The organism is Pseudomonas sp. SWRI92, from assembly GCF_014268685.1.
In the GTDB taxonomy this organism is placed as follows: Bacteria; Pseudomonadota; Gammaproteobacteria; order Pseudomonadales; family Pseudomonadaceae; genus Aquipseudomonas; species Aquipseudomonas marvdashtae.
Genome location: NZ_JABWQY010000010.1, coordinates 173172 through 195485 on the forward strand (window position 1 = coordinate 173172; position 22314 = coordinate 195485).

Below are 22314 nucleotides of genomic sequence, written 5' to 3' on the forward strand. Positions count from 1 at the left end.
CGCATCCATCGCCTTCAGTAGAGCTCAAGCCCCTCGATCCGTTACCATGCCGCTCTTATTTTGGTATGGGCGAGGAGACGCTGGTGGAATTTGTGCTCTATCTGCTGCTCGGCGCCTGTGCCGGCGTACTGGCCGGGTTGTTCGGCGTGGGGGGCGGGATGATCATCGTCCCGGTGCTGGTGTTCAGCTTCACTTTGCAGGGTTTCGACCCGCAGGTGTTGACGCACCTGGCGGTCGGCACGTCCTTGGCCTCGATCATCTTCACTTCGATCAACGCCGTGCGCGAGCATCACCGTAAAGGGGCGGTGCGCTGGCAGATTTTCACCTGGATGACCGTTGGCATCCTGATCGGCGCCGGTTTCGGCGCGATCACCGCCGAAGCGATTTCCGGTCCGCACCTGCAAAAGATCATCGGCGTGTTCGCCATGCTCGTCGCCGCGCAATTAGCCCTGGATTTCAAGCCCAAGGCCAGCCGCACGGTACCGGGCAAGGTCGGGTTGTCCCTGGCCGGCACGGTGGTCGGCTGGGCCTCGGCGATTTTCGGCATCGGTGGCGGCTCGCTGACGGTACCGTTCCTGACCTGGCGCAGCGTGCCGATGCAGCAAGCGGTCGCCACGTCATCGGCGTGCGGGCTGCCCATCGCCCTGGTCAGCGCCTTAAGTTTCATGATTCTGGGGTGGCAAGATCCACTGTTGCCGGCCCATAGTCTCGGTTTTGTGTATTTGCCGGCGCTGCTGGGCATCGCCCTGACAAGCATGGTCTTCGCCCGCTTCGGTGCGCGGCTGGCCCATCGTCTGTCGCCGCGCTTGCTCAAGCGGCTGTTCGCCGCTTTGCTGTTCAGCGTCGGCTTGAGTTTTCTGCTCTGACGCAATCCTGGCTTAATCCCGAGGTGGCAGCGTCGCCCGGGTATTTTTTGACGTTCACGAGGAATATCAATGCTGCCTTACCCGCAGATCGATCCGGTTGCCCTGGCCATCGGCCCGCTGAAAATCCACTGGTACGGTCTCATGTACCTGATCGGTATCGGTGGCGCCTGGTGGCTGGCCTCGCGCCGGCTCAACCGCTTCGACCCGACCTGGAACAAAGAGAAGCTCTCAGACCTGGTGTTCTGGCTGTCCATGGGTGTGATCGTCGGCGGGCGCCTGGGCTACGTGTTGTTCTATGACCTGAGTGCCTACCTGGCCAACCCGACGCTGATCTTTGAAGTCTGGAAGGGCGGCATGTCGTTCCACGGTGGATTCATCGGCGTGATGCTCGCGGCGCTGTGGTTCGGCAAGCGCAACAACAAATCGTTTTTCGAGCTGATGGACTTCGTCGCGCCAATGGTGCCGATCGGCCTGGGTGCCGGGCGCATCGGCAATTTCATCAACGCCGAGTTGTGGGGCAAGGCGACGGACGTGCCTTGGGCAATGGTCTTCCCCCCGTTCAGCGACCCGGCGCAGTTGCCGCGCCACCCGTCGCAGCTGTACCAATTCGCTCTCGAAGGCGTGGCACTGTTCCTGATCCTCTGGCTGTTTTCGCGCAAGCCGCGACCCACCATGGCAGTGTCGGGCATGTTTGCGCTGTTCTACGGGATCTTCCGCTTCATCGTCGAGTTCGTCCGCGTTCCGGACGCCCAGCTCGGCTATCTGGCGTGGAACTGGCTGACCATGGGCCAGGTGTTGTGCCTGCCGATGATCGTTGGCGGCTTGGCACTGATCTGGCTGGCTTATCATCGCGCGCCGGCTGCGACTGCCAAGGTTTAAAATTCGACCCCGGGGCTCAAACCTCGGGGTCAAGGACACAGGTAACCCATGAAGCAATATCTCGATCTGGTGGCCCACGTCATCAAGAACGGCACCAAGCAAGCCAACCGCACCGGTGTGAACACCATCAGTTTTCCCGGCGCGATGCTGCGTTATGACCTGAAAGAAGGTTTTCCGGCCATCACCACGCGCAAGATGGCTTTCAAATCGGCCATCGGCGAAATGTGCGGATTCCTGCGTGGTGTGAACAATGCCGCCGAGTTCCGCGCCTTGGGCTGTAAGGTCTGGGACCAGAACGCCAACGAAAACGCCCAGTGGCTGGCCAACCCGTTCCGCCAGGGCGAAGACGACCTGGGCGAGATCTACGGTGTGCAATGGCGCAAGTGGCCGGCTTACAAACAGATCCCCCTGAGCAACCCGGCGGCCATCCAGCAGACGCTGGCCCAGGGCTACCGGCAGATCGCCGAAGGCGAAGAAAACGGCCAGGCCTATGTCGTGCTGTACAAAGCCATCGACCAGGTTCGCCAGTGCGTCGATACCATCATCAAGGACCCGGGCAGCCGGCGCATCCTGTTCCATGGCTGGAACTGCGCACAGCTGGATGAAATGGCCCTGCCGCCGTGCCATCTGCTGTACCAGTTCCATCCGAATGTCGAGACGAAGGAAATCTCCCTGACCCTCTACATTCGCTCCAACGACCTGGGCCTGGGCACGCCGTTCAACCTCACCGAAGGTGCCGCGCTGCTGAGCCTGATCGGTCGCCTGACCGGCTATACGCCGCGCTGGTTCACCTATTTCATCGGAGATGCCCACGTTTACGAAAACCACTTGGACATGCTCAACGAACAGCTCACCCGCGAGCCGTTCCCGATGCCCAAACTGGTGATTTCCGAGCGCGTGCCGGAGTTCGCCAAGACCGGCATGTACCAGCCTGAATGGCTGGAGTTGGTAGAACCTGGCGATTTCTCCTTGGAAGGCTACCAGCACCACGCGCCGATGACCGCGCCGATGGCGGTCTAGAAACACGACTTTTGATCGCCTCCACGCTCCGCGTCACACTGGCACGCGGAGCGTCCCGGGCGGCATTTCCACGCGGAGCGTGGGAACGATCTATAGGCTTTCAATGCCCGTGGCTTCTGCCAACATGTGAATGCTCCACTTCCGGCGCCACCGCGCCGCTGACTTCCAGCCGCTGCAAGATCCCGCATTGATCCAGGTCTGGCCCTTCGCCGCAGCGATGGCGCAGGTCGATCAGTTGCGCCTGCAAGGCCAACAGGCCGTCGATACGTGCCTTGACGTGGTGGATGTGCTCATCGATCAACGCATTGACGCTCTCGCACTGGTCCTGGGGGCTGTCGCGCAGGATCAGCAGGCTACGGATCTCCTCCAGGGTCATGTCCAGGGTGCGACAGTTGCGAATGAACGTCAGCCGCTCGGCGTGGGCCTGGGTGTAGACGCGGTAGTTGCCATCGCTGCGAGCGGGCTCCGGCAGCAGGCCCTCGCGCTCGTAGTAACGGATGGTCTCGACTTGGCAGTCGGTGAGTTTCGCCAGTTCGCCAATCTTCATGGCACGCCTCCGAAAATAGTTGCTTGACCCTATAGTGGCTACAGGGTCTCTACTGTGCAACAGGCACTTTTCACGGACGTAACCTGATGAGCGACTCCATCCACACACCCAAATCGGCCCACGGTCACGATCACGGTCATTCCTGCTGCTCATCCAAAGCGGCGCCGTCGGTGGTCAACATTGGCAAGGCGCCAACGGACGGTGCGCGGCTGAGCAGTTTTCGCATTGAAGCCATGGACTGCCCCACCGAACAGACGTTGATACAGAACAAACTCGGCAAGCTCGAAGGCGTGCAGCAACTGCAGTTCAACTTGATCAACCGGGTGCTGGGCGTGACTCACGACTTGCCCAGCGATGCGCCGATCATCAAGGCTATCGAGTCCTTGGGGATGCAAGCGGAACCGTTTACGGCCGGTCAGGAAGAATCCACCAACAACCTGCCCGCACCCGCCAAGCCTTGGTGGCCGTTGGCGCTGTCCGGTGTCACCGCGCTGGGTGCCGAGGTGATTCATTTCACCAACGCCGCGCCAAACTGGGTCGTCGCGTTGGTGGCGCTGGCGTCGATTCTCAGCGGTGGCCTCGGCACTTACAAAAAGGGTTGGATCGCCCTGAAGAACCTCAACCTGAATATCAATGCCTTGATGAGCATCGCCGTGACCGGCGCGGTGTTGATCGGCCAGTGGCCGGAAGCGGCGATGGTGATGTTCCTGTTCACCGTGGCCGAACTGATCGAAGCCAAATCCCTCGACCGCGCTCGCAACGCCATCAGCGGCCTGATGCAAATGGCGCCGGAGCAGGCCACCGTGCAACAGACTGACGGCACTTGGCAGGTCCAGGCCGTCAAAGCCATTGCCCTCGGCGCTCGGGTGCGGGTCCGTCCCGGAGAGCGTGTCGGCCTGGACGGTGACGTGGTCGCCGGCCGTTCGACCATCGATCAGGCGCCCATCACCGGCGAGAGTCTGCCGGTGGACAAAACCGTGGGCGACAAAGTGTTCGCCGGCACCATCAACCAGGCCGGCGAGTTGGAGTACACCGTGACCGCCGCCGCCGACCAATCCACCCTCGCGCGGATTATCCACGCCGTGGAGCAGGCCCAAGGCTCCCGCGCGCCGACCCAGCGTTTCGTCGATCGATTCTCGACCATTTACACACCGGCGGTGTTTGTCCTGGCGCTGGCCGTAGCCGTCATTCCGCCGCTGTTCATGGGCGCGCAGTGGTTCGACTGGATCTACCGGGCATTGGTCCTGCTGGTGGTCGCCTGCCCATGCGCACTGGTGATTTCCACCCCGGTGACCATCGTCAGCGGCCTGGCGGCAGCCGCGCGAAAAGGCATCCTGATCAAGGGCGGCGTTTATCTGGAGAATGGCCACAAGCTCGATTACGTAGCTTTGGACAAGACCGGCACGATCACCCACGGCAAGCCGGTGCAGACCGACTACGTGCCATTGGACCCGACCGTGGAAAACACCGCCAGGGCCTTGGCCGCCAGCCTCGCCGCGCGTTCAGACCATCCAGTGTCGCGCGCGATTGCCGATGCGGCTGTGGATAACCAGCGGGCACAGCACGTTGTGGATAACTTCGCGGCGCTTGCCGGACGCGGCGTGCGCGGCGACATCGACGGCCGGACGTATCATCTGGGCAACCACCGACTCGTGGAAGATCTCGGACTATGCTCACCGGAGCTGGAAGAGAAACTTTTTGCCCTGGAGAAACAGGGCAAGTCCGTGGTGCTGCTACTCGACGGCACGGGCCCTTTGGCGTTGTTCGCGGTGGCGGACACGGTGAAGGACTCCAGTCGCGAAGCCATCCGGCAACTGCACGAGCTGGGCATCAAGACGCTGATGCTGACTGGCGACAATGCCCACACCGCCGAGGCGATTGCCGAGCAAGTGGGCATGGACCGGGCCCGTGGCGATTTGTTGCCGGAGGACAAGCTGAAAGCCATCAAGGAGCTGTATGCCCAGGGTCACCGGGTCGGCATGGTCGGCGACGGCATCAACGACGCCCCGGCCCTCGCCCGCTCGGAAATCGGCTTCGCCATGGCGGCAGCCGGCACCGACACGGCCATCGAGACCGCCGACGTCGCCTTGATGGATGACGACCTGCGCAAGATTCCGGCGTTCATCCGGTTGTCGCGGCAGACGTCCAGCATCCTCAAACAGAACATTGCTTTGGCGCTGGTCATCAAGGCGATCTTTCTCGGCGTCACCTTTGCCGGGTTCGCCACCATGTGGATGGCGGTGTTTGCCGACATGGGGGTGAGCTTGCTGGTGGTGTTCAATGGGTTGCGGTTGTTGCGCAAGTAAAGACCTGACACACCCTTAACTGTGGCGAGGGGATTTATCCCCTCGCCACAGGGACCTGCGCACGGCCGTGTCAATCGCGCTTGGGCTCGCGAATCTTGTACCAGGCCACATAGAGCGCCGGCAGGAACAGCAATGTCAGCAAAGTGGCGACGATAATCCCGCCGATCATCGCGTAGGCCATCGGGCCCCAGAACACTTCCCGGGCAATCGGGATCATCCCCAGGCTCGCCGCAGCCGCCGTCAACAGGATCGGCCGGCGCCGGTGCTCGGTCGCTTCCACCACCGCATCCCAGGGTTCGTAGCCGTCACGTTCATACTCATCGATCTGGGTCACGAGGATCACCGAGTTACGAATGATGATGCCGATCAGCGCGAGGATGCCGAGGATCGCCACAAAGCCCATGGGCGTGCCCGTCGGTACCAGCGCCAGCACCACGCCGATCAGGCCCAACGGCGCGACGCTCGCCACCAGGAATAGTTTCTGCACGCTGTGCAACTGGATCATCAGGAACGTCGCCATCAGGAACAGCATCAGCGGCACGACGCTGGCGATCGGTCCTTGGGCCTTGCTGCTTTCCTCTACCGTACCGCCCGTGGCGATCTTGTAGCCGACCGGCAGCTTGGCGGCGAATTTGTCGATGTCCGGTTGTAGCTGCCTGACCAAGTCGGTGGGCTGGATTTCATCGCGCACGGCGGCCTTGATGGTAATGGTCGGCTTGCGGTCGCGACGCCAGACCAGCGGCTGCTCCAACTCATAACGCACCGTGGCGAATGCCAGCAGCGGGATCGACGTGCCGCCGGGAGTAACGATTTGCAGATTCTGCAGGGTTTCCGGCGAACCGCGTTCTGCGTCTTCGGCGCGCCCCACCACATCGATCAGGTAGATGTCGTCGTTGACCTGGGTCACCGGCGAACCGCTGACGATGCTGTTCATCAGTCGGGCCACGTCATCCGAGGACAGCCCCAGTTGCCGCGCCTTGTCCTGGGCGATGTCGATGCGCAGCACTTTGCCCGGCTCGTTCCAGTCGTAGATGATTTCGCCGATGTGCGAGTTCTTGTCCAGCTCGGTGGCCAGTTCGATGGCATGCTTGCGCACCTGGTCGATGTCCTTGCCACTGACGCGGTATTGGATCGGCCGGCCCACCGGCGGCCCCATTTCCAGGGCTTGCACGTAGCTGCCGATGCCGACGAAATCATCGCGCAAGCGCTTCTGCAAGCGTTCGGTCAGCGCCGCGCGCGACTCCAGGCCCTTGCTGACGATCACCAGTTGCGCGTAGTACGGGTTCTGCAGTTGCTGGTCCAGCGGCAGGTAAAAGCGGATCGCGCCTTCGCCGATGTAAGTGCTCCAGCGCGCCACGTCCGGGTCATCCTTGAGGGTCGCTTCCAGGCGGTCGACGGCTTTGCGGGTCTCGTCCATCGAGGCGTTCTGCGGCAGGTTGAGGTCCACCAGGATCTCCGGCCGGTCCGAAGACGGAAAAAACTGGTTCTGCACAAAGCGCATGCAAAACACCGCCAGCACGAACAGCAGCACCGTGATGCCGATAGCCCACCAGCGATTGCGCATCGCCCACAACAAGCCACCGTTGAACGCCCGCCCGATACGCCCCGGCTCGGCGCTGTGGGGTTTGATGTTGGTGCTGAGGATATGCACGCCGATGACCGGGGCGAACAGCACCGCAACGATCCAGGACACCAGCATCGCCACGGCGATGACCGCGAACAGAGTGAAGGTGTACTCGCCGGCGGAACTGGCATTCAGGCCAATGGGCACGAAACCGGCCACGGTCACGAGGGTCCCGGTGAGCATCGGGAACGCCGTCGAGGTGTAGGCGAAGGTGGCGGCCTGTTCCTTGCTGTCACCTTTTTCCAGTCGCGTGACCATCATTTCCACGGTGATCATCGCGTCATCCACCAGCAAGCCGAGGGCAATGATCAGCGCGCCGAGGGAAATCCGCTGCATGGTGATGCCGCTGTATTCCATGAACACGAACACCATCGCCAACACCAACGGGATCGAGCAGGCCACCACCAGGCCGGCCCGTATGCCGAGGCTGATGAAACTGACGACCAGGACAATGACCACTGCCTCGAACAAGGCGCTGGTGAAACCGCCGACGGCCTCCTCCACCACTTCGGCCTGGTCCGACACCGTGTGCACGCCAACCCCCACGGGCAAGTCAGCGGTCAGTTCGTTCATGCGCGCATGCAGGGCCTTGCCGAAGTCCTGGATGTTGCCGCCCTTCTTCATGGCGATGGCAAGGCCGATGGCCGGCGTGCCGTTGAAGCGGAACATCGGCGTCGCGGGATCGACGTAGCCACGGCGGATGTCAGCAATATCGGCAAGGCGATAGAAGCGATCGTTGAGTCGCAGGTTGACGTTGGCCAGGTCCTTCTCCGACTGGAACTGTCCCGACGTGCGCACGGAAATCCGTTCCGGCCCGGCGTCGATCACCCCGGCCGGGGTCACCGCATTCTGCGATTGCAGGCTCTGCACCACCTGGCGCTGATCGATGCCCAGGGCCGCGAGTTTGCGCGTGGAGAAGTTCAGGTACAGCACTTCGTCCTGTTCGCCGACCATTTCCACCTTGCCCAGACCGGGCACCTCGCGGATCTCGGCGCGCACTTGCTCAACGTAATCGCGCAACTGGCGCATCGACAGGCCGTCGCCGGTGAAGGCATACACCGAACCGTACACGTCGCCGAACTCATCGTTGAATCCCGGGCCTTGCAACCCTTGGGGGAAGTCGCCGCGAATGTCGTTGATCTTCTTGCGGACCTGGTACCAGATCTCAGGGATTTCCTTGGCGCCGGTGGTATCGCGCAGATAGACGAACACCGTCGATTCCCCAGGCCGGGTGTAGCTCTTCACGTAGTCGAGGGAGTCGAGCTCTTCGAGTTTTTTCTCGATGCGGTCGGTGACCTGCTCGAGGGTTTCTTCCTGGGTCGCGCCAGGCCAGCGGGTCTGGATGACCATGGTCTTGATGGTGAACGACGGGTCCTCCTCGCGGCCCAGGTTCATGTATGAAAACACGCCCATCAGCAACGCGACGAACATCAGGTACCACACGAACGACTGATGCCGCAGGGCCCACTCGGACAAGTTGAAAGGCCCTTTCATCGTGCTTCCTCGTCGAGTTTCACTTTCTGCCCTGGCTTGAGACTGTTCACGCCGGCGCTGACCACGCGGTCGCCGGGCTTGATGCCGTTAGCCACCAACACTGAATCAGCCGAGCGTTCGAGAATTTGTACTTCGCGTGGCGAGACCGTCTGGTCCTGCGGGTTGATCAGCCAGATCCGCGCCTTGCCGTCGACCTCTTGCAGCGCGGTGAGCGGCAGCTCGATGCGCGGCTCGATGGCTGAACTCAGGGTCACGCTGATGGCCGTGCCGAGGCGAAAGCCCGCCGGTGTGTCAGTCAACGTCAGGCGCGCGCGACGGGTGCGGGTGGCGCTCTGGGCCTGGGGTTCGATCTCGCGCACGATGGCGGTGGTGCGGGTCGCCGGGTCCAATTGCGCGGCGACTTCGAAGACCACGTCCTCAGGCAGGCGCTCAGCCAATCCAGCCGGCAGGTCGATCACCGCCTCCTTGATATCTGGACGAGCCAGCGTCACCACTTGCTGGCCGGCGGTCACCACTTGCCCGGCCTCGGCATTCCAGGCCGTGACAACCGCGTCGTGGTCAGTATGCAGTTCACTGTAGTTGAGCTGGTCGCGGGCTTGCTCGACCGAGGCCCGGGCCTGCTCCAGGGAAGCTGCGGTGGTCTTCAGGTCGGTCTGGGCGATGTCCAGTTGCGCCTGGGCGCCGACGCCACGGTCGAACAACTGTTGCTGGCGACGGGCGTTGGCCTGGGCGTTGATGTACTGCGCTTCGATTCGCGCCAGGTCGCCTTGGGCGGCGCGCAATTGGTTCTGTTGGTCGGTGGGGTCGAGGGTCGCGAGCAGGTCACCTTTCTTCACTTCGGCGCCAACGTCGACGTTGCGGCTGGCGATCCGTCCTGGCACGCGAAAGCCCATATTGGTCTCGTAGCGCGCCTGGATATTCCCGGCGAATCGGCCGAGGGCCTGCTGGTCAAGGGCCCGGACCTCAATGGACAACACCGGTCGCACCGGCTCCGGCGGCGCTTCTTCCTTCGAACAGGCGGCGAGCAGCAGGCCTGCCGAGACTATCCACAAGCGCTTCATGGCTGGGCTCCCGGCGTGGATTTTTCATAAGTATTTTCAGCGATCTCGACGCGCACGCCAGGGTGCAGCAGTTGGCCGCCAGCGGTAACGACCTTCTCACCGCCCTTGAGCCCCTCGCTGATGATGACCTTGCCGGTCAGGTAGCGACCGACCGTGACCGTATGCAATTGCGCCCGGCCCTCACCATCCACCAGCCACACGGCCGGCTCCCTGAGGTTCTTGGTCAACGCCGACCATGGCAACTCGACGGCAGTCTTGCCGGCGGACTTGGCGGTGGCGCTGACCACCGATCCCAGGCGCATGCCTTCAGGCAGGTTGTCGAGGGTGACCTTGACCTGCACCGTGCCCGTCTCGGCGGACACCGCCGGGGTGATCTCGCGCACCGTGCCGGTGGTCTTGATTGCCGGGTTATCCAGCAAGCTGATGGTAATCGCAGCGTCCGACGGCGGCTCGCTCAGCAGCGATTCGTAGATGTTGAAAACGGCGTCGCGCTCGCCATCCCGGGCCAGGCTGAAGATCGGCTCCGTGGCCTGCACCACTTGGCCGACCTCAGCCTGGCGCGCGGTAATGATGCCTGGCGCCTCGGCGATCAGCGCGGTATAGCTCAGTTGTTCCCGGGCATTGGCCAGCTGGGCCTGGGCCGCCGTCAGCGCGCTCTGGCTGCTGCGCAACTGCGCCTGGGCCGCGTCGTATTCACTCTGGCTGGTGTAGCCCTTGGGCAGGAGTTTTTGCTGGCGCACGAACGCCGCCGCGCCCTGCTTGACCCGCGCCTGTTCGGCGGCCACCTGGGCCTCGGCGGAGTCGACATTGGTCTGTAAGTCGCGAGGATCGAGCCGGGCCAGTACCTGCCGGGCCGAGACCCGGTCACCGACATCGACCTTGCGCTCGATGATCTTGCCGCCCACGCGAAACGACAGATCGGCCTGCACCCGCGCCTGGACGTCACCGGTAAGCGTTACCGAAGCGGCGTATTCGCTGGGCATGGCTTGCTGTATGAACACCCGGGGCAAGGCTTTTTCCTCGGGCTTCTTGTCACCGCATCCCGCCAACAACGCACACACGCCCAAGCCAACAATCAATTTGATTCCAGGACCAGCCATGCAGACTCCTTTGCGTTGTACGGACGTACCAGTGACGATACGACTGTGAGCTTAGAACAGGGTTCACTGAATGCACAGCAATCGGGCAGACTGGCTGCTGACGTCCATGCAAAAAGGAAATAGGCGTGCTCAAGACCTTGGCGGTGGCCAACTACCGGTCCATCAACAAGCTGGTGATTCCACTGGGCCGGCTGAACCTGATCACCGGGCCCAACGGCAGCGGCAAATCCAATCTCTATCGCGCCCTGCGCCTGCTGGCCGAAACGGCGCAAGGCGGGGTGGTCAACGCCTTGGCCCGTGAAGGCGGGCTGGACTCGACCTTTTGGGCAGGGCCCGAGGAAATCAGCCGACGCATGCGCAACGGCGAAGTGCCGGTCCAGGCAACGGTGCGACAGGGCACCAAGCGCCTGCGCCTTGGATTCGCCGGGGAAGACTTCAGCTACTCAATCTCGCTGGGACTGCCGGAACCCAGCCGCTCGGCGTTTTCGCTTGATCCTGAAATCAAGCGGGAATGCATCTGGGCCGGTCCGGTCTTTCGTCCTGCCAGCCTGCTGGTGGACCGCAACGGGCCGATGATTCGCGCCCGTGAGGACCGCTCCTGGGACGTATTGGCCCAACATACGCCCAGCTTCGACAGCCTGTTCGACCAGGTCGGCAGCCTGCGCGCTTCGCCAGAAGTGCTGCAGATGCGTGAGTTCATCCGTCGCTGGCGCTTCTACGACCACTTTCGCAGCGACGCCGATGCCCCGGTGCGCCAGCCGCAACTGGGCACGCGCACCCCGGTGTTGCATCACGATGGGCGTGACTTGGCGGCAGCGCTGCAAACCATTCTGGAAATCGGCGACTTCGAGGCCCTGCATGCCGCTATCGGTGACGCGTTTCCCGGCGCCCAACTGCGCATCGACAAACTCCAGGGCGGACGTTTTGCCATCGCATTCCAGCAACATGGCCTGCTGCGGCCGCTGTCCGCTGCCGAACTGTCGGACGGGACCCTGCGCTATTTGCTGCTGGTAGCCGCTTTGCTCACGCCGCGACCGCCCTCGCTGATGGTGCTCAACGAACCGGAGACCAGCCTGCACCCGGACCTGTTGCCGGCCTTGGCGCGATTGATTGTCCGCGCTTCGGCAAATTGCCAAGTGTGGGTCGTTTCCCATGCCACGCGCCTGATCGCGGCATTGGAGCAGGACGAGCACTGCAATTGCATCGTGTTGGAGAAGGAGCTGGGACAGACCGGGATCGTTGGACAACGGGCGCTGGATGAACCGGCGTGGCATTGGCCGGACTAGCTGGCGCTGACGCACCGTTTCACTGGACGCAGAGCGTCCCCGGAGGCATTCCCACGTAGAGCTGGGAACGATAACGCCGACGCTGCATTAGCCGTCGGCGTTGGAAACTGCGAAAAGGCTTACCGGGCGAATCAGAACGCCGGCAATACCGCGCCGCTGTATTTCTTCTCGATGAACGCCTTCACTTCCGGACTGGTCAGGGCCTTGGCGAGTTTCTGCATGGCCGGGCTGTCCTTGTTGTCGGGGCGGGCCACCAGGAAGTTCACGTAAGGCGAATCCGCACCTTCGATGACCAGCGCATCTTTAGCCGGGTTGAGACCCGCTTCCAACGCGTAGTTGGTGTTGATCATGTCCAGGTCAACTTGATCCAGCACGCGCGGCAGCATAGCCGATTCCAATTCCTTGAACTTGAAGTTCTTCGGGTTCTCAGCGATGTCTTTCGGCGTTGCCAGGGCGTTTTTCGGGTCCTTGAGTTTGATCAGGCCAGCCTTCTGCAGCAGGATCAAAGCACGGCCGCTGTTGCTGCCTTCGTTAGGGATGGCGATGGTTGCGCCATCCTTGAGCTCGGCCAGGCTCTTGACCTTTTTCGAGTAGCCGCCAAACGGTTCGACGTGCACGCCGATCACGGTTACCAGGTTGGTGCCTTTGCCTTCGTTGAAGCTCTTGAGGTAAGGCAGGGTCTGGAAGTAGTTGGCGTCCAGGCGCTTCTGGTCAACCTGAACGTTAGGTTGGACGTAGTCGGTGAACACCTTGATTTGCAGATCCACGCCTTCTTTGGCCAGGGCCGGCTTGATCAGCTCGAGAATTTCAGCGTGGGGCACCGGCGTGGCCGCCACAACCAGTTTCTCCGCCGCCTGGGCCAGGCCCGAGGTCAGGGCTGCCGCCAATGCGGTGAACAACAGAACCTTTTTCATGCAGTGTCCTTATCGAATATCACTGTCGTCATGGACGACGGCCAACGTGGGAGTGCCAGCGAAGTGCTATCGCTGGCGTGGTGCGGAAGATACCGACATTTTTTATGCCTTAACAATATCTTTTATTCAAGTTCATATTCATTTTCCTCATATAGGAAAATTGCCCTTGGCGGTATTTCCTCTAAAGCTTTTGATTCAATCGAGTGATCAGCGCCGTCAGAGCCGCGCGCTCGGCTTCCGAGCCCTGCGCAATGACGTGGGATATCTGCTGCTCAATCAGCTCCAGGCTCGAAAGCTGGGACGGCAGATTCAAGTGTTCCGGTAAAATCTCATCCCCGGTGCTGACCAGCAACGCGAAGTGGATGACGTTTTCCAGTTCGCGGGTATTGCCCGGCCAGCTGTGCCGTTCGAGTGCCTGCTGCGCCGCTTCGCTGATCAGCGGCACCGTCAGGCCCAAGCGCTGGCTGTAAATGCCCAGGAAGTACTCGGCCAGGGACAGGATATCGCCCACTCGTTCACGCAGGGCCGGCAATTCGAGCCGGCCTTCACCCAGATAGTGATAAAGCCGGTCGTGGAATTTCCCGGCGGCCACTGCTTGCGCCAGGTCGATACTGGTGGCCGCCACCAAGCGCACATCCACGGGGCTCGGCTGGTGGGCGCCGACGCGGGTGACTTCATGATTTTCCAGCGCGGCCAGCAACTTGATCTGAATCGCCAGCGGCAAGTCACCGATTTCGTCCAGATACAACGTGCCGCCATTGGCCGAGCCGAACCACCCCGCCCGGCTGCTGGCCGAACCGCTATGGCTGCCGGCGGCATAACCGAACAATTCGGCGTCGGCATAAGTCGGGCTGATAGCCCCGCAGTTGACCGAGACAAACAGCCCGGCGCGATCACTTTCGCGGTGGATGTGCCGGGCCAGCAGTTCCTTGCCTGTACCGGTCTCGCCACGAATCAACACCGAGACCGAGCGCGGCGCCAGTTCTTCCAGTTCCTGGCGCAACTGCCGTGAACGCGGGTCGACGAACACCAGCGCCTTGGCGCGGATACTCAGGGGGCTTTTTTCCGCATCGGGAAAGGTCAGCAAGGGCTGGCCGACGGTTTCATGCAGGCTCATGGCAGGCTCCCGCCCCAAACCGCCGGGAGACGGGGGGCGCTAAAAAATTCAGGCGCGACGCAGGGCGTGGTGCTCCATGCGGCTTTGCAAGCGATAGAGATAAGCGAAGCCCTGCTCCCAACGCTGGTGGCCGGACTTCACGTTGATATGCCCCGCTCCGGCCAGGATGCCGGCCTCGGCTCCCCAATTGCGCGCCAGCTCCACAGCACGCGCGGCACTCACCGCTGCGTCATTGTCGGAGCTGACCACTTGGCTGGGGAACGGCAGCAGGTCGGTCGGAATCGGCGCAAAATTGCGCAGCGCCGGCGTGCAGGCCGGCCGCTCGACGTCCGCTGGCGCCACCAGCAACGCCCCACGAATCTGCCGCAGCATTTGCACCGGCGCAGTGGCCGCCCAATGCGCGACCGTGATGCAACCCAGGCTGTGGGCAATGAGAATCACCGGCGTGCTGTCGGCCGCGATGGCCTCGGCCAACGCGGCGACCCAGTCTTCACGCCGAGGCGTCAGCCAGTCGGCCTGCTCGACCCGGGCACTGTTGGGCAGGCTGTTCTGCCAATGGGTCTGCCAATGATTTTCCGGCGATCCTTGCCAGCCCGGCACAATCAGGTAGCGAATCGATTCGTTGCGCATGGGTTGCTCTCCTGCGTGTCTGTTCCCGGACGAGTATAAGGAGGAGAGTTATATTGTTTAAGGAATAAGAAGCTATTTATTAATTCGATAACGGAATAACGGATTTCAAGAATGGGAACTCACTCGGTGCGCCCCTTACGCAATAGCACGTCAAGCTGATCCACCACCAACGCCCAGTCCGCGTCTTCAAGAATCTCGTCGCGCAGCAACTGCCGCTGGCCCTCGCTCCAGAAAAACGCATCGGACAGGTGAAGTTCGGGTTTGAGCGGCGAGTGACTGGCGATGAACTGATCGATGCTGACGGCATCGTCGGGCAGACCGAGTTGTTTGAACAATGCGGGAAGCGTGTGGATCAGGCTTTCCATGCGGGACTCCTGGGCATGAACGGATGGCAGGGCTCTATTCCTGCAGTCTAGTCGCTAGGAGCCGAGCACACCGTGGCGAGGGAGCTTGCTCCCGCTGGACTGCGCAGCAGTCCCAAATCCTGGCGCCTCGGTGCGTCAGGCAGATCGCATTCAAATTGCTTGGGGTTGCTGCGCAACCCAGCGGGAGCAAGCTCCCTCGCCACGGGTTCTATGATCGACAGATCATCGCGCGGCCTAATCCACCAACCTCAACACCCCATCGCAATACACCACCTCACGCCCCAACCAACCCACATCCACCTGAGGCAGCACAGCCGAAGGTTTGCGCAACTCACGCAGCAGCGTCGAGCCGTGGGACAGGCGGCCACCCATGCGCGCGATCACCGCGCGGGCGCCTTGGTAGTGGGCGTGGCGGCCCGGGTCCAGAGTGTCTTCCAGCAGGATGTGCTCACCCAGGATGCCCTGGGCCTGGCCCGGGTAGATCAGGAAGCCGCTCGCCTGCTCGGTGCCTTCGCGACCGTCCTGCCAGAAGCTGCCGTCGCGGCTGCGGATGTCCGGGTGCGGGGCAAACCAGCGCTCACGGTCAATGCTCGGCATGGCGTGGTGCAGGCGGAAGAAAATCCGCATCAGGTTGTCGCGATACCATTCGCGCACCTGCAAGTAATAGCCGCGCAACCCCGGCAGACCGACGCCATGGGCCAGGCGAATCGCCAACGGCCATTGTGGAAATGCTTGCAATGGCAGCTCCGTCGGCGCCGGGCGTGGCGTGGCCGGATCGGTCTCCCACGGCAGCCGATGAGGGCTGTTTTCAAGGTTGTCATAGGCGGTCGGTGGCCTGCCCAGCCAGTCGCCGCCACTGCTGGCCAAGGCGCTGGCGATGCACAGGTTGCCCTGCACCACGAATACATAAAAACGGGTAAACCAGTCGGCCAGTTGCTGACCGTCTGCGCCCTGTCCGATCAGTTCGGACAGCTCTCGATCAAAACGTCGCAAACCGTTTTCCAGCGTCAGCAAATGCCCGCGGGCGATGCGTTGCATGCGCAGGAACAACGGCAGCGACCGCAGCAGGCGCAGTGGTTGCCAAGGCAGGTGCGGGGTCGCGCCGCCAACCTCGCCGGCGTAGCTGCTGGCGCTGATGCCCCAGTCGGCCAGCCGGGCAAGAAACAGGTCGTTGTTGATATACGAAGCGCCGCCGAACACCGCCGTGAAAGGCTCGTTATCCTGCAACACCCGTGAATCCCAACGCGCCATGATCGCCGGAATGCTCGACGCCGCGCGGCGCTGGGCGTACTCCACCAGAACGCTGGGTTGCGGCGGCAGGATCTCGGCGATGTTGGCGGCGGTCAGGTGCCGACGCCAGCCGTAGTCGCTGATGGGCCGGTATTGCAGCAGCCACAATTGGGTGCCGTCCCAAGCCCATTCGACGTCGCCAGGCACGTAGTGAAAGACCCGCAGTACGTCTTGGAGAAACTGCCACAGCGCGTCGGCGGTCAGGCCGTGGACTGGCTTGAACGTGCCGCTGTTCCATGACTCGCCGAGACGGGAAATAACCGCGCGCTCGGGGCTCACCTGGCCATCGGCCAACGACTCCAGATGACCTTCGACCCATTCCAATTCAACGGACAGGTGACGCACGAACGCGATCCCAGACAGCCGTGGCGTGATGAACCGCTGCACCACCACTTCCTCGACGCCCGCCGCGCTCAACTCGGCAATGCGCGCAGGTACGTTGTGCGTCGGTTCGCGCAGGTACGTGGTGCTCAAGCCCGCATTCGCCGCATCGGCCTGATCCTCCCCGTAGCTGGAGGAACGCACGGCCCAGATGGCGTCCGGCTGGCTGCTGAGAAAACCCGGCAAGCGCGGGTCATGGCAATCGTTGAGCGACAGCGCCGCCGGCACCGGCTGCCCAGCCAGTGCCGCCAGACGTAAACGGCCGCCCTTGGTGTGCGCGACGAAACCACGCTCACCGGACTCCAGCCACGCCGCGAATTCAGCCGGTGAATCGATCCACGGATAATGGCCCCAGCCGGGCTTCAAGCTGATGGTCAAATCGGCACGGGCCAGAATGGCCGACCAGGCCGCCGCTTGGGCGACGCCCAACACTTTGTCCTGATCGCCCCACACCAGTTCGACCGGGTCGGTGATCCACTCCAGCAACGGCAACGCCGTATCGGCGCGCACCAAGTCCCAATGCGGCACAAAGGCCCGGCAACGAGCGTACCCGGCGCCCATGCGCTGGTATTGCGCGGGTGTCCAGGCCTGGCTGGAAAACTTGTGGGCAAACAATGTCGGCTTGTTCGCCAGCAGCCAGTGAATGGTCTTGCGGATCGGTAGCGGCGACATCAGCGCCGGCAGTCGCCGCTGCCACAAAAACGCGCCCACCGGCGCCAGCAACACGCTGCGACAAAAGTGTCCCGGCTGACGTTGCAAGGCGTGTAGCACCAGCAAGGCGTTGACCCCGACCGCCATGATCGCGCTGCCCCGGACCGTCGCCGCCAGCAACGCCTGGGCGTAGGCCGCCAAATCTTCACAAGGGGCTTGGGGGTTGTTGCCGAAACCGGGCAGTTCCAGTGGCACCACGTCGTGGTGTTGAAAGTGCGGCAACGCGTCGTCCCACCAATCGGCGGCGCTGCCGTTGCCGGCCAGCAGGTACATCCGGGGCTTGCTCATGGGCGCTCCTCAGGCCAGGTCGCGCAGGGCAGCGTCGAGCGTCGGGTAACGGAACGTGTAGCCGGCCTCGACGAGACGATTGGGCACCACGCGCTGGCCATCGAAAAACAGCTGGGCCATTTCGCCTGCCAAGGCGCGCACCGGCGCGGCAGGAATGTGGAACCACACCGGACGCTTGAGCACCTTGCCGACGCGTTCGGCGAACCGTGCCTGGCTGACCGTTTCCGGCGCCACCAGGTTGTAGGTGCCGCTCAGGCTTTCGTCGTCGAAGGCACGGGCGATCACTTGGATCACGTCGTCGCGGTGCACCCAACTCATGATTTGCCGACCGTCACCCATCCGCCCGCCGAACCCCAGGCGAAACGGAATCAGCAACGGCAGCAACGCACCGCCCGGACCGAACACCACGCCCAGGCGCATCACCACCTGGCGCACGCCCAACTCCGTGGCGGGCCGAGCCGAGGCTTCCCAACGCACGCAGAGTTCAGCCATGAAGCCATCGCCCTGGGCGGCACTTTCATCGAGGCTTTCGCTGGCGTCACGCACACCGTAGAAGCCGACAGCCGAGGCCTGTATCCACAACGCCGGTTTGTGCCGGGCGTTTTTCAACCAGGTCATCAAGGCTTCGGTGGTGTTGACCCGGCTGGCGATGAGTTGCGCCTGACGCTTGGGGCTCCAACGCGGCCCGGCCACCGGCGCGCCCGCCAGGTTGATCACCACATCGAAGGTTTCGTCATGACCCAGCTTGCCCAGCGAACGCAGGCAGCGCGCGCGGCCGTCAAACAGATAGGCCGCTTTCAGTGGATCGCGAGCGAGCACGCTGACCGTGTGCCCGGCGTCGAGCAATTGATTGACCAGAGTTTCGCCGATAAACCCGGTGCCCCCGGTGACCAGCACGCGTTTGTAGGCGCCACCGGCAAACGGGTTGGCGGGCTTGCCCGCGCGTTGCATGCGCAAGGCCGCCAAGCCGTCGCGAATCCCCGAAGCCGTGACGCCAATGGCGAACAAGGTCAGCAGCCAGCCGCGCCAGCCCAGGTCGATTCCGCTCAGGCCGGTGGGCAGACTCGCCCACTGCGCCAGTTGCACGCCGTACAACGCAAAAAAGGCCCCGCCGTTGACCGCCAGCACCGTGTGCATGATCCGTTCGATGGGTGGCAGCTTGCGGCTGCGGTCCTCGACCACGAAGTCCCAGAGCGTCAGGCAAATCTCCAGGGCGAACAGCAGCGCAATGACAGTCGCCCACGTCCCCTCGAAGGCCAGATGTGCCATGCCCAGGAACAGGATTCCGTAGAAGCACGAGCGCAAAGCGTGGATCGACAGCTCCAGCCGCGCACTGTGGCGATAAGGCAAGGCGACGGTGAGTTCGTGGTGATACAGGGTGTCCAGCGCACCGAGGATGGCCTGGGCAATCAGCAGGGCGATCGCCCAGTCCAGCGGTGAAAAATCAGCCATGGTTGGATGCACTCGGCGCGGTGTCAGTCAGGGAGGTACGGCGGTCGTGGCGATAGAGCCAGAACAGCGGCGGCAGTAAAACGAGCAGGGCGACGCTGTCGAACCACAGGTGCGACCAGACTCGGGCTTGGGCGGAAACCAGCATGTCCTGGGGCGCCCACAGCAGGATGCCGACGATCAGCCAGCCCCAGGGCATTGCACTTTTGAATCGATTGCCGATGTGCACGAGGGCAAGCATGTACAGCGCGTAGCTTTGCAACGTGGCGCCGAACAAGGCCAGCCACCAGACTTGTTGCTCGCGGGCCGTGACGGGAACCGCATTGACGCCCCAGAAAGCCTGTTCGATGGTGTTCAAGTAGTTATCGAGCAAGCCAGAGTGACCGGCCCACGTCAGCGTGAGGCCGGCGAGCAGGTGCATCAGGGCCGCCGCGTACAACCAAACGACCAGGGCTTTGCGAAGAGGGCTGTGCGGGGTTGGCATTCCATGTCCTGAAGGCTTGCTTGAGGCTGGCCAGTCTAAAGGAAATGGAGGGGGCTTTACTTGGCTGATGGGCTGGCAGCGATAAATAAAATCCGCCCCAAACGAGGCCTGCTTCGCAGGCCAGCGGGAGCAAGCTCTCATGGAACAAATTGCAACTGTCTGATTTTAAGGCTGAAAATACATCTCGATCGTTCCCACGCTCCTGCGTGGGAATGTCGCCAGGGACGCTCCGCGTCCCGCTTTCTGGAAGGTGACGCAGAGCGTCACGGGATGCATTCCCACGCAGAGCGTGGGAACGATCAAAAAAGCCGCCGAGCGCGCCCTCGACTACTACCTCAACCCCAAACCAGCCGGCAAAGCCTCAGCCAGATCCCAAACCGCCCAGCTCTTCATGGTCGCCCCAGACATCGATACCGAAACCCTGCTCGCCAATGCCTCCGAAGACCTGCTCTCCATCAGCGCCATCGCCGCCGACCTGGCTGATGACATCGACGGCTCACGCCGTAGCGTGATTCTGGCGATCAGTCGAATGGCCGACGGGGTGCATTTGTTAGTGGAGCGGGCGATGGATCGGCTGGAGGTTCAAGCGTCGGGTTGAAAGACCAGACAACCCATCCCCCGTGGCGAGGGAGCTTGCTCCCGCTGGCCTGCGAAGCAGGCCCCCAGCATTCCTGCAGGCTGACCGCATTGCCTGGTTTCGCGACTGCTGCGCAGCCGAGCGGGAGCAAGCTCCCTCGCCACAACGGTGTTCTACCGAATCACCGTTGCATCCCCCAACGCTTCACCGTCACCCGTTCCAAACTGTCGAACACCAGGTTCTCTACCAGCAAACCGATAAGGATCACCACCGCCAATCCGGCAAACACTTTGTCGGTATACAGCTCGTTGCGGTTCTGGAAGATGTACCAGCCCAAGCCGCCCTTGCCGCTGGTGGCGCCGAACACCAGCTCGGCGGCGATCAGGGTGCGCCAGGCGAAGGCCCAGCCGATTTTCAGCCCGGCGAGGATTGACGGCAGGGCCGCCGGGATCAGGATGAACAAGACAAAGCGCAACCCCTTGAGCCCGTAGTTGCGCCCGGCCATGCGCAGCGTTTCCGACACGCCAAGAAATCCCGCGTACATGTTCAACGCCAGCGCCCAGAGCACCGAATGCACCAACACGAAAATCAGGCTGTTCTGCCCCAGACCGAACCACAGCAGCGCCAACGGCAACAGGGCGATGGCCGGCAGCGGATTGAACATCGACGTCAAGGTGCTGAGCAGGTCGCGGCCCAACTGGGTCGACACCGCCAAGGTGGTCAAGCCAAACGCCAGGATGATGCCCAGTAGATAGCCCTTGAGCAGCACCACCAGGGAAATCCAGACCTTGCCCAATAGCTCGCCGCTGAGCATACCGTCGTACAACGCGCTGGCGGTCTGCAGGAAGCTCGGCAGCAGCAGGTCGTTGTTCTGGTAACGCGCCACGCCCTCCCACAGCAGCGCCAGCACAATCAGGATCAGACTTTTACGCAGCCAACCTTGTTGCCAGAGGCGCTGGCCCAGGGGCAATTCCCGCTCCAGCGGCACATGGGTCAGCGGTTGCAGGTCGACTTCGTATTCTTCGCGCACAGGCGATAACTGGCTCATGGAAGCTCCTCTCAATACGCGATACGAATGTCGGCGAAACCCAGCTCGCGTTCGGCATCCGGTGACTGGCCTTGCTCGAACAGCAGCGAATGAATCCGCCGCGCCGTGTGCTGGAACCCGACGCCGCCGAGGCTGTGCAAATCGTATTGATGGCTGTGGATTTCCGCCCGGACCCGCCCTGGGTGCGGTGACAGCAACAGGATGCGATTGCCCACCACCAGCGCCTCTTCGATGGAGTGAGTGACGAACAGCAGGGTGAAACGCACCTCCTCCCAGAGCAGCAGCAATTCTTCCTGCATCTTGCGTCGGGTCAGGGCATCGAGGGCGGCGAAGGGCTCGTCCATCAGCAGGATTTTCGGCTGCATCGCCAGTGCCCGAGCAATGGCGACGCGGGCCTTCATGCCACCGGACAACGTATGAGGGTAGGCATCGGCAAACGCTGCCAGCCCTACTTTGTCGAGGTAATGCAGCGCCCGCTCCTCGGCTTCGCGACGCTTGAGCGTGCCCGACGCCAGCAGCGCGAACATCACGTTCTGCTTGACGGTTTTCCACGGCGGCAGTTGGTCGAATTCCTGGAACACCACGATCCGGTCCGGCCCCGGCGCGCTGACGGTGTGGCCTTGCAAGCGAATCTCGCCTTCGCACGGCGCGATGAAACCACCAATGGCCTTGAGCAGCGTGGACTTGCCGCACCCGGACGGGCCGAGCAAGACAAAACGGTCCGCCGGGTCGACTTCAAAACTCACCTGGTGGGTGGCCCGCACCACCCGCTGTGGGGTGCGGTATTCCAGGCTGACGTTATCCACCGACAACAACGCGGTATCGGCACGGGTGGCGTTGCTGGCCGCGTGGCCTTGCAATGGCGCGTTCATGACAA

The 22314-nt window shown here is 62.6% G+C and carries 19 protein-coding genes; 6 read left to right on the plus strand and 13 right to left on the minus strand.

The window, feature by feature from the left end; all coding sequences use genetic code 11:
* Positions 1-83 precede the first annotated feature (83 nt).
* From HU762_RS17165 to HU762_RS17175, 3 genes are all read left to right on the plus strand, one after another.
* Positions 84-866: a TSUP family transporter gene (locus HU762_RS17165; protein ID WP_186612518.1), complete on the plus strand. Its 783-nt coding sequence runs from the start codon at positions 84-86 to the stop codon at positions 864-866.
* Positions 867-935: 69 nt separating this feature from the next.
* A complete protein-coding gene (gene lgt, locus HU762_RS17170) occupies positions 936-1745 on the plus strand; it encodes a prolipoprotein diacylglyceryl transferase (RefSeq protein ID WP_186639013.1) in 810 nt (269 codons plus the stop codon).
* Between the two features lie 48 nt (positions 1746-1793).
* On the plus strand, positions 1794-2765 hold the full coding sequence (locus HU762_RS17175) for a thymidylate synthase (protein WP_186639015.1): 972 nt from the start codon (positions 1794-1796) through the stop codon (positions 2763-2765).
* A 100-nt stretch (positions 2766-2865) separates the two neighbouring features.
* Here the strand turns inward: HU762_RS17175 and cadR are convergent, their stop codons facing one another.
* Positions 2866-3312: a Cd(II)/Pb(II)-responsive transcriptional regulator gene (gene cadR, locus HU762_RS17180; protein WP_186612512.1), complete on the minus strand. Its 447-nt coding sequence runs from the start codon at positions 3310-3312 to the stop codon at positions 2866-2868.
* Between the two features lie 86 nt (positions 3313-3398).
* On the opposite strand from cadR, the gene HU762_RS17185 reads away from it, so the two are divergent.
* Positions 3399-5618: a heavy metal translocating P-type ATPase gene (locus HU762_RS17185; protein ID WP_186639017.1), complete on the plus strand. Its 2220-nt coding sequence runs from the start codon at positions 3399-3401 to the stop codon at positions 5616-5618.
* A 70-nt stretch (positions 5619-5688) separates the two neighbouring features.
* On the opposite strand, the gene HU762_RS17190 is transcribed toward HU762_RS17185, so the two are convergent.
* From HU762_RS17190 to HU762_RS17200, 3 genes are read right to left on the minus strand one after another with little or no spacing between them, the layout of a single operon-like run.
* Positions 5689-8736, minus strand: coding sequence for an efflux RND transporter permease subunit (locus HU762_RS17190; RefSeq protein ID WP_186639019.1), 3048 nt, complete (start codon positions 8734-8736; stop codon positions 5689-5691).
* Positions 8733-9797 carry an efflux RND transporter periplasmic adaptor subunit gene (locus HU762_RS17195; protein ID WP_186639020.1) on the minus strand — a complete coding sequence of 355 codons (1065 nt, stop codon included), beginning with the start codon at positions 9795-9797 and terminating at the stop codon, positions 8733-8735. Before HU762_RS17195 ends, HU762_RS17190 begins: the two co-directional genes overlap by 4 nt.
* Entirely contained in the window at positions 9794-10897 is a 1104-nt protein-coding gene (locus tag HU762_RS17200; protein WP_186639022.1) for an efflux RND transporter periplasmic adaptor subunit, read from the minus strand. The genes HU762_RS17195 and HU762_RS17200 overlap by 4 nt, the downstream gene beginning before the upstream one ends.
* A gap of 125 nt (positions 10898-11022) precedes the next feature.
* On the opposite strand from HU762_RS17200, the gene HU762_RS17205 reads away from it, so the two are divergent.
* The gene (locus HU762_RS17205) at positions 11023-12183 is read left to right on the plus strand and encodes an AAA family ATPase (protein ID WP_186639023.1); all 1161 of its coding nucleotides are present in this window, start codon (positions 11023-11025) and stop codon (positions 12181-12183) included.
* 131 nt (positions 12184-12314) lie between these two features.
* Here HU762_RS17205 and HU762_RS17210 read toward each other — a convergent pair whose 3' ends face one another.
* The 7 genes from HU762_RS17210 to HU762_RS17240 form a co-directional block, all read right to left on the minus strand.
* On the minus strand, positions 12315-13097 hold the full coding sequence (locus tag HU762_RS17210) for a MetQ/NlpA family ABC transporter substrate-binding protein (protein WP_186639025.1): 783 nt from the start codon (positions 13095-13097) through the stop codon (positions 12315-12317).
* 181 nt (positions 13098-13278) lie between these two features.
* On the minus strand, positions 13279-14214 hold the full coding sequence (locus HU762_RS17215; RefSeq protein WP_186639026.1) for a sigma 54-interacting transcriptional regulator: 936 nt from the start codon (positions 14212-14214) through the stop codon (positions 13279-13281).
* A gap of 48 nt (positions 14215-14262) precedes the next feature.
* Complete coding sequence (locus HU762_RS17220; RefSeq protein ID WP_186639028.1) at positions 14263-14844, minus strand: alpha/beta hydrolase; 582 nt, start codon at positions 14842-14844, stop codon at positions 14263-14265.
* 119 nt (positions 14845-14963) lie between these two features.
* Positions 14964-15209 (minus strand): DUF2789 domain-containing protein, encoded by a 246-nt coding sequence (locus HU762_RS17225; protein WP_186639029.1) that lies wholly within the window; start codon positions 15207-15209, stop codon positions 14964-14966.
* 234 nt (positions 15210-15443) lie between these two features.
* Entirely contained in the window at positions 15444-17879 is a 2436-nt protein-coding gene (locus HU762_RS17230; protein ID WP_186639031.1) for an alpha/beta fold hydrolase, read from the minus strand.
* A gap of 9 nt (positions 17880-17888) precedes the next feature.
* Entirely contained in the window at positions 17889-19331 is a 1443-nt protein-coding gene (locus HU762_RS17235) for a TIGR01777 family oxidoreductase (RefSeq protein WP_186639032.1), read from the minus strand.
* A complete protein-coding gene (locus HU762_RS17240) occupies positions 19324-19812 on the minus strand; it encodes a cell division protein (RefSeq protein ID WP_186639034.1) in 489 nt (162 codons plus the stop codon). Before HU762_RS17240 ends, HU762_RS17235 begins: the two co-directional genes overlap by 8 nt.
* A 250-nt stretch (positions 19813-20062) precedes the next feature.
* On the opposite strand from HU762_RS17240, the gene HU762_RS17245 reads away from it, so the two are divergent.
* Positions 20063-20410, plus strand: a complete 348-nt coding sequence (locus HU762_RS17245) for a DUF6124 family protein (RefSeq protein ID WP_346656872.1) — start codon at positions 20063-20065, stop codon at positions 20408-20410.
* A 160-nt stretch (positions 20411-20570) separates the two neighbouring features.
* On the opposite strand, the gene HU762_RS17250 is transcribed toward HU762_RS17245, so the two are convergent.
* Both HU762_RS17250 and HU762_RS17255 read right to left on the minus strand, forming a co-directional pair.
* Positions 20571-21437: an ABC transporter permease gene (locus HU762_RS17250; protein ID WP_186639035.1), complete on the minus strand. Its 867-nt coding sequence runs from the start codon at positions 21435-21437 to the stop codon at positions 20571-20573.
* 11 nt (positions 21438-21448) lie between these two features.
* Positions 21449-22309 (minus strand): ABC transporter ATP-binding protein, encoded by an 861-nt coding sequence (locus tag HU762_RS17255; RefSeq protein WP_186639037.1) that lies wholly within the window; start codon positions 22307-22309, stop codon positions 21449-21451.
* Between the last annotated feature and the right edge of the window lie 5 nt (positions 22310-22314).

What these genes read in the sequence shown, in the direction of transcription:
- lgt (WP_186639013.1), top strand. Translation starts at nt 936, where the DNA reads ATGCTGCCTTACCCGCAGATCGATCCGGTTGCCCTGGCCATCGGCCCG.
- HU762_RS17175 (WP_186639015.1), top strand. Translation starts at nt 1,794, where the DNA reads ATGAAGCAATATCTCGATCTGGTGGCCCACGTCATCAAGAACGGCACC.
- cadR (WP_186612512.1), bottom strand. Translation starts at nt 3,312, where the DNA reads ATGAAGATTGGCGAACTGGCGAAACTCACCGACTGCCAAGTCGAGACC.
- HU762_RS17185 (WP_186639017.1), top strand. Translation starts at nt 3,399, where the DNA reads ATGAGCGACTCCATCCACACACCCAAATCGGCCCACGGTCACGATCAC.
- HU762_RS17190 (WP_186639019.1), bottom strand. Translation starts at nt 8,736, where the DNA reads ATGAAAGGGCCTTTCAACTTGTCCGAGTGGGCCCTGCGGCATCAGTCG.
- HU762_RS17195 (WP_186639020.1), bottom strand. Translation starts at nt 9,797, where the DNA reads ATGAAGCGCTTGTGGATAGTCTCGGCAGGCCTGCTGCTCGCCGCCTGT.
- HU762_RS17200 (WP_186639022.1), bottom strand. Translation starts at nt 10,897, where the DNA reads ATGGCTGGTCCTGGAATCAAATTGATTGTTGGCTTGGGCGTGTGTGCG.
- HU762_RS17210 (WP_186639025.1), bottom strand. Translation starts at nt 13,097, where the DNA reads ATGAAAAAGGTTCTGTTGTTCACCGCATTGGCGGCAGCCCTGACCTCG.
- HU762_RS17215 (WP_186639026.1), bottom strand. Translation starts at nt 14,214, where the DNA reads ATGAGCCTGCATGAAACCGTCGGCCAGCCCTTGCTGACCTTTCCCGAT.
- HU762_RS17220 (WP_186639028.1), bottom strand. Translation starts at nt 14,844, where the DNA reads ATGCGCAACGAATCGATTCGCTACCTGATTGTGCCGGGCTGGCAAGGA.
- HU762_RS17225 (WP_186639029.1), bottom strand. Translation starts at nt 15,209, where the DNA reads ATGGAAAGCCTGATCCACACGCTTCCCGCATTGTTCAAACAACTCGGT.
- HU762_RS17230 (WP_186639031.1), bottom strand. Translation starts at nt 17,879, where the DNA reads ATGAGCAAGCCCCGGATGTACCTGCTGGCCGGCAACGGCAGCGCCGCC.
- HU762_RS17235 (WP_186639032.1), bottom strand. Translation starts at nt 19,331, where the DNA reads ATGGCTGATTTTTCACCGCTGGACTGGGCGATCGCCCTGCTGATTGCC.
- HU762_RS17240 (WP_186639034.1), bottom strand. Translation starts at nt 19,812, where the DNA reads ATGCCAACCCCGCACAGCCCTCTTCGCAAAGCCCTGGTCGTTTGGTTG.
- HU762_RS17250 (WP_186639035.1), bottom strand. Translation starts at nt 21,437, where the DNA reads ATGAGCCAGTTATCGCCTGTGCGCGAAGAATACGAAGTCGACCTGCAA.
- HU762_RS17255 (WP_186639037.1), bottom strand. Translation starts at nt 22,309, where the DNA reads ATGAACGCGCCATTGCAAGGCCACGCGGCCAGCAACGCCACCCGTGCC.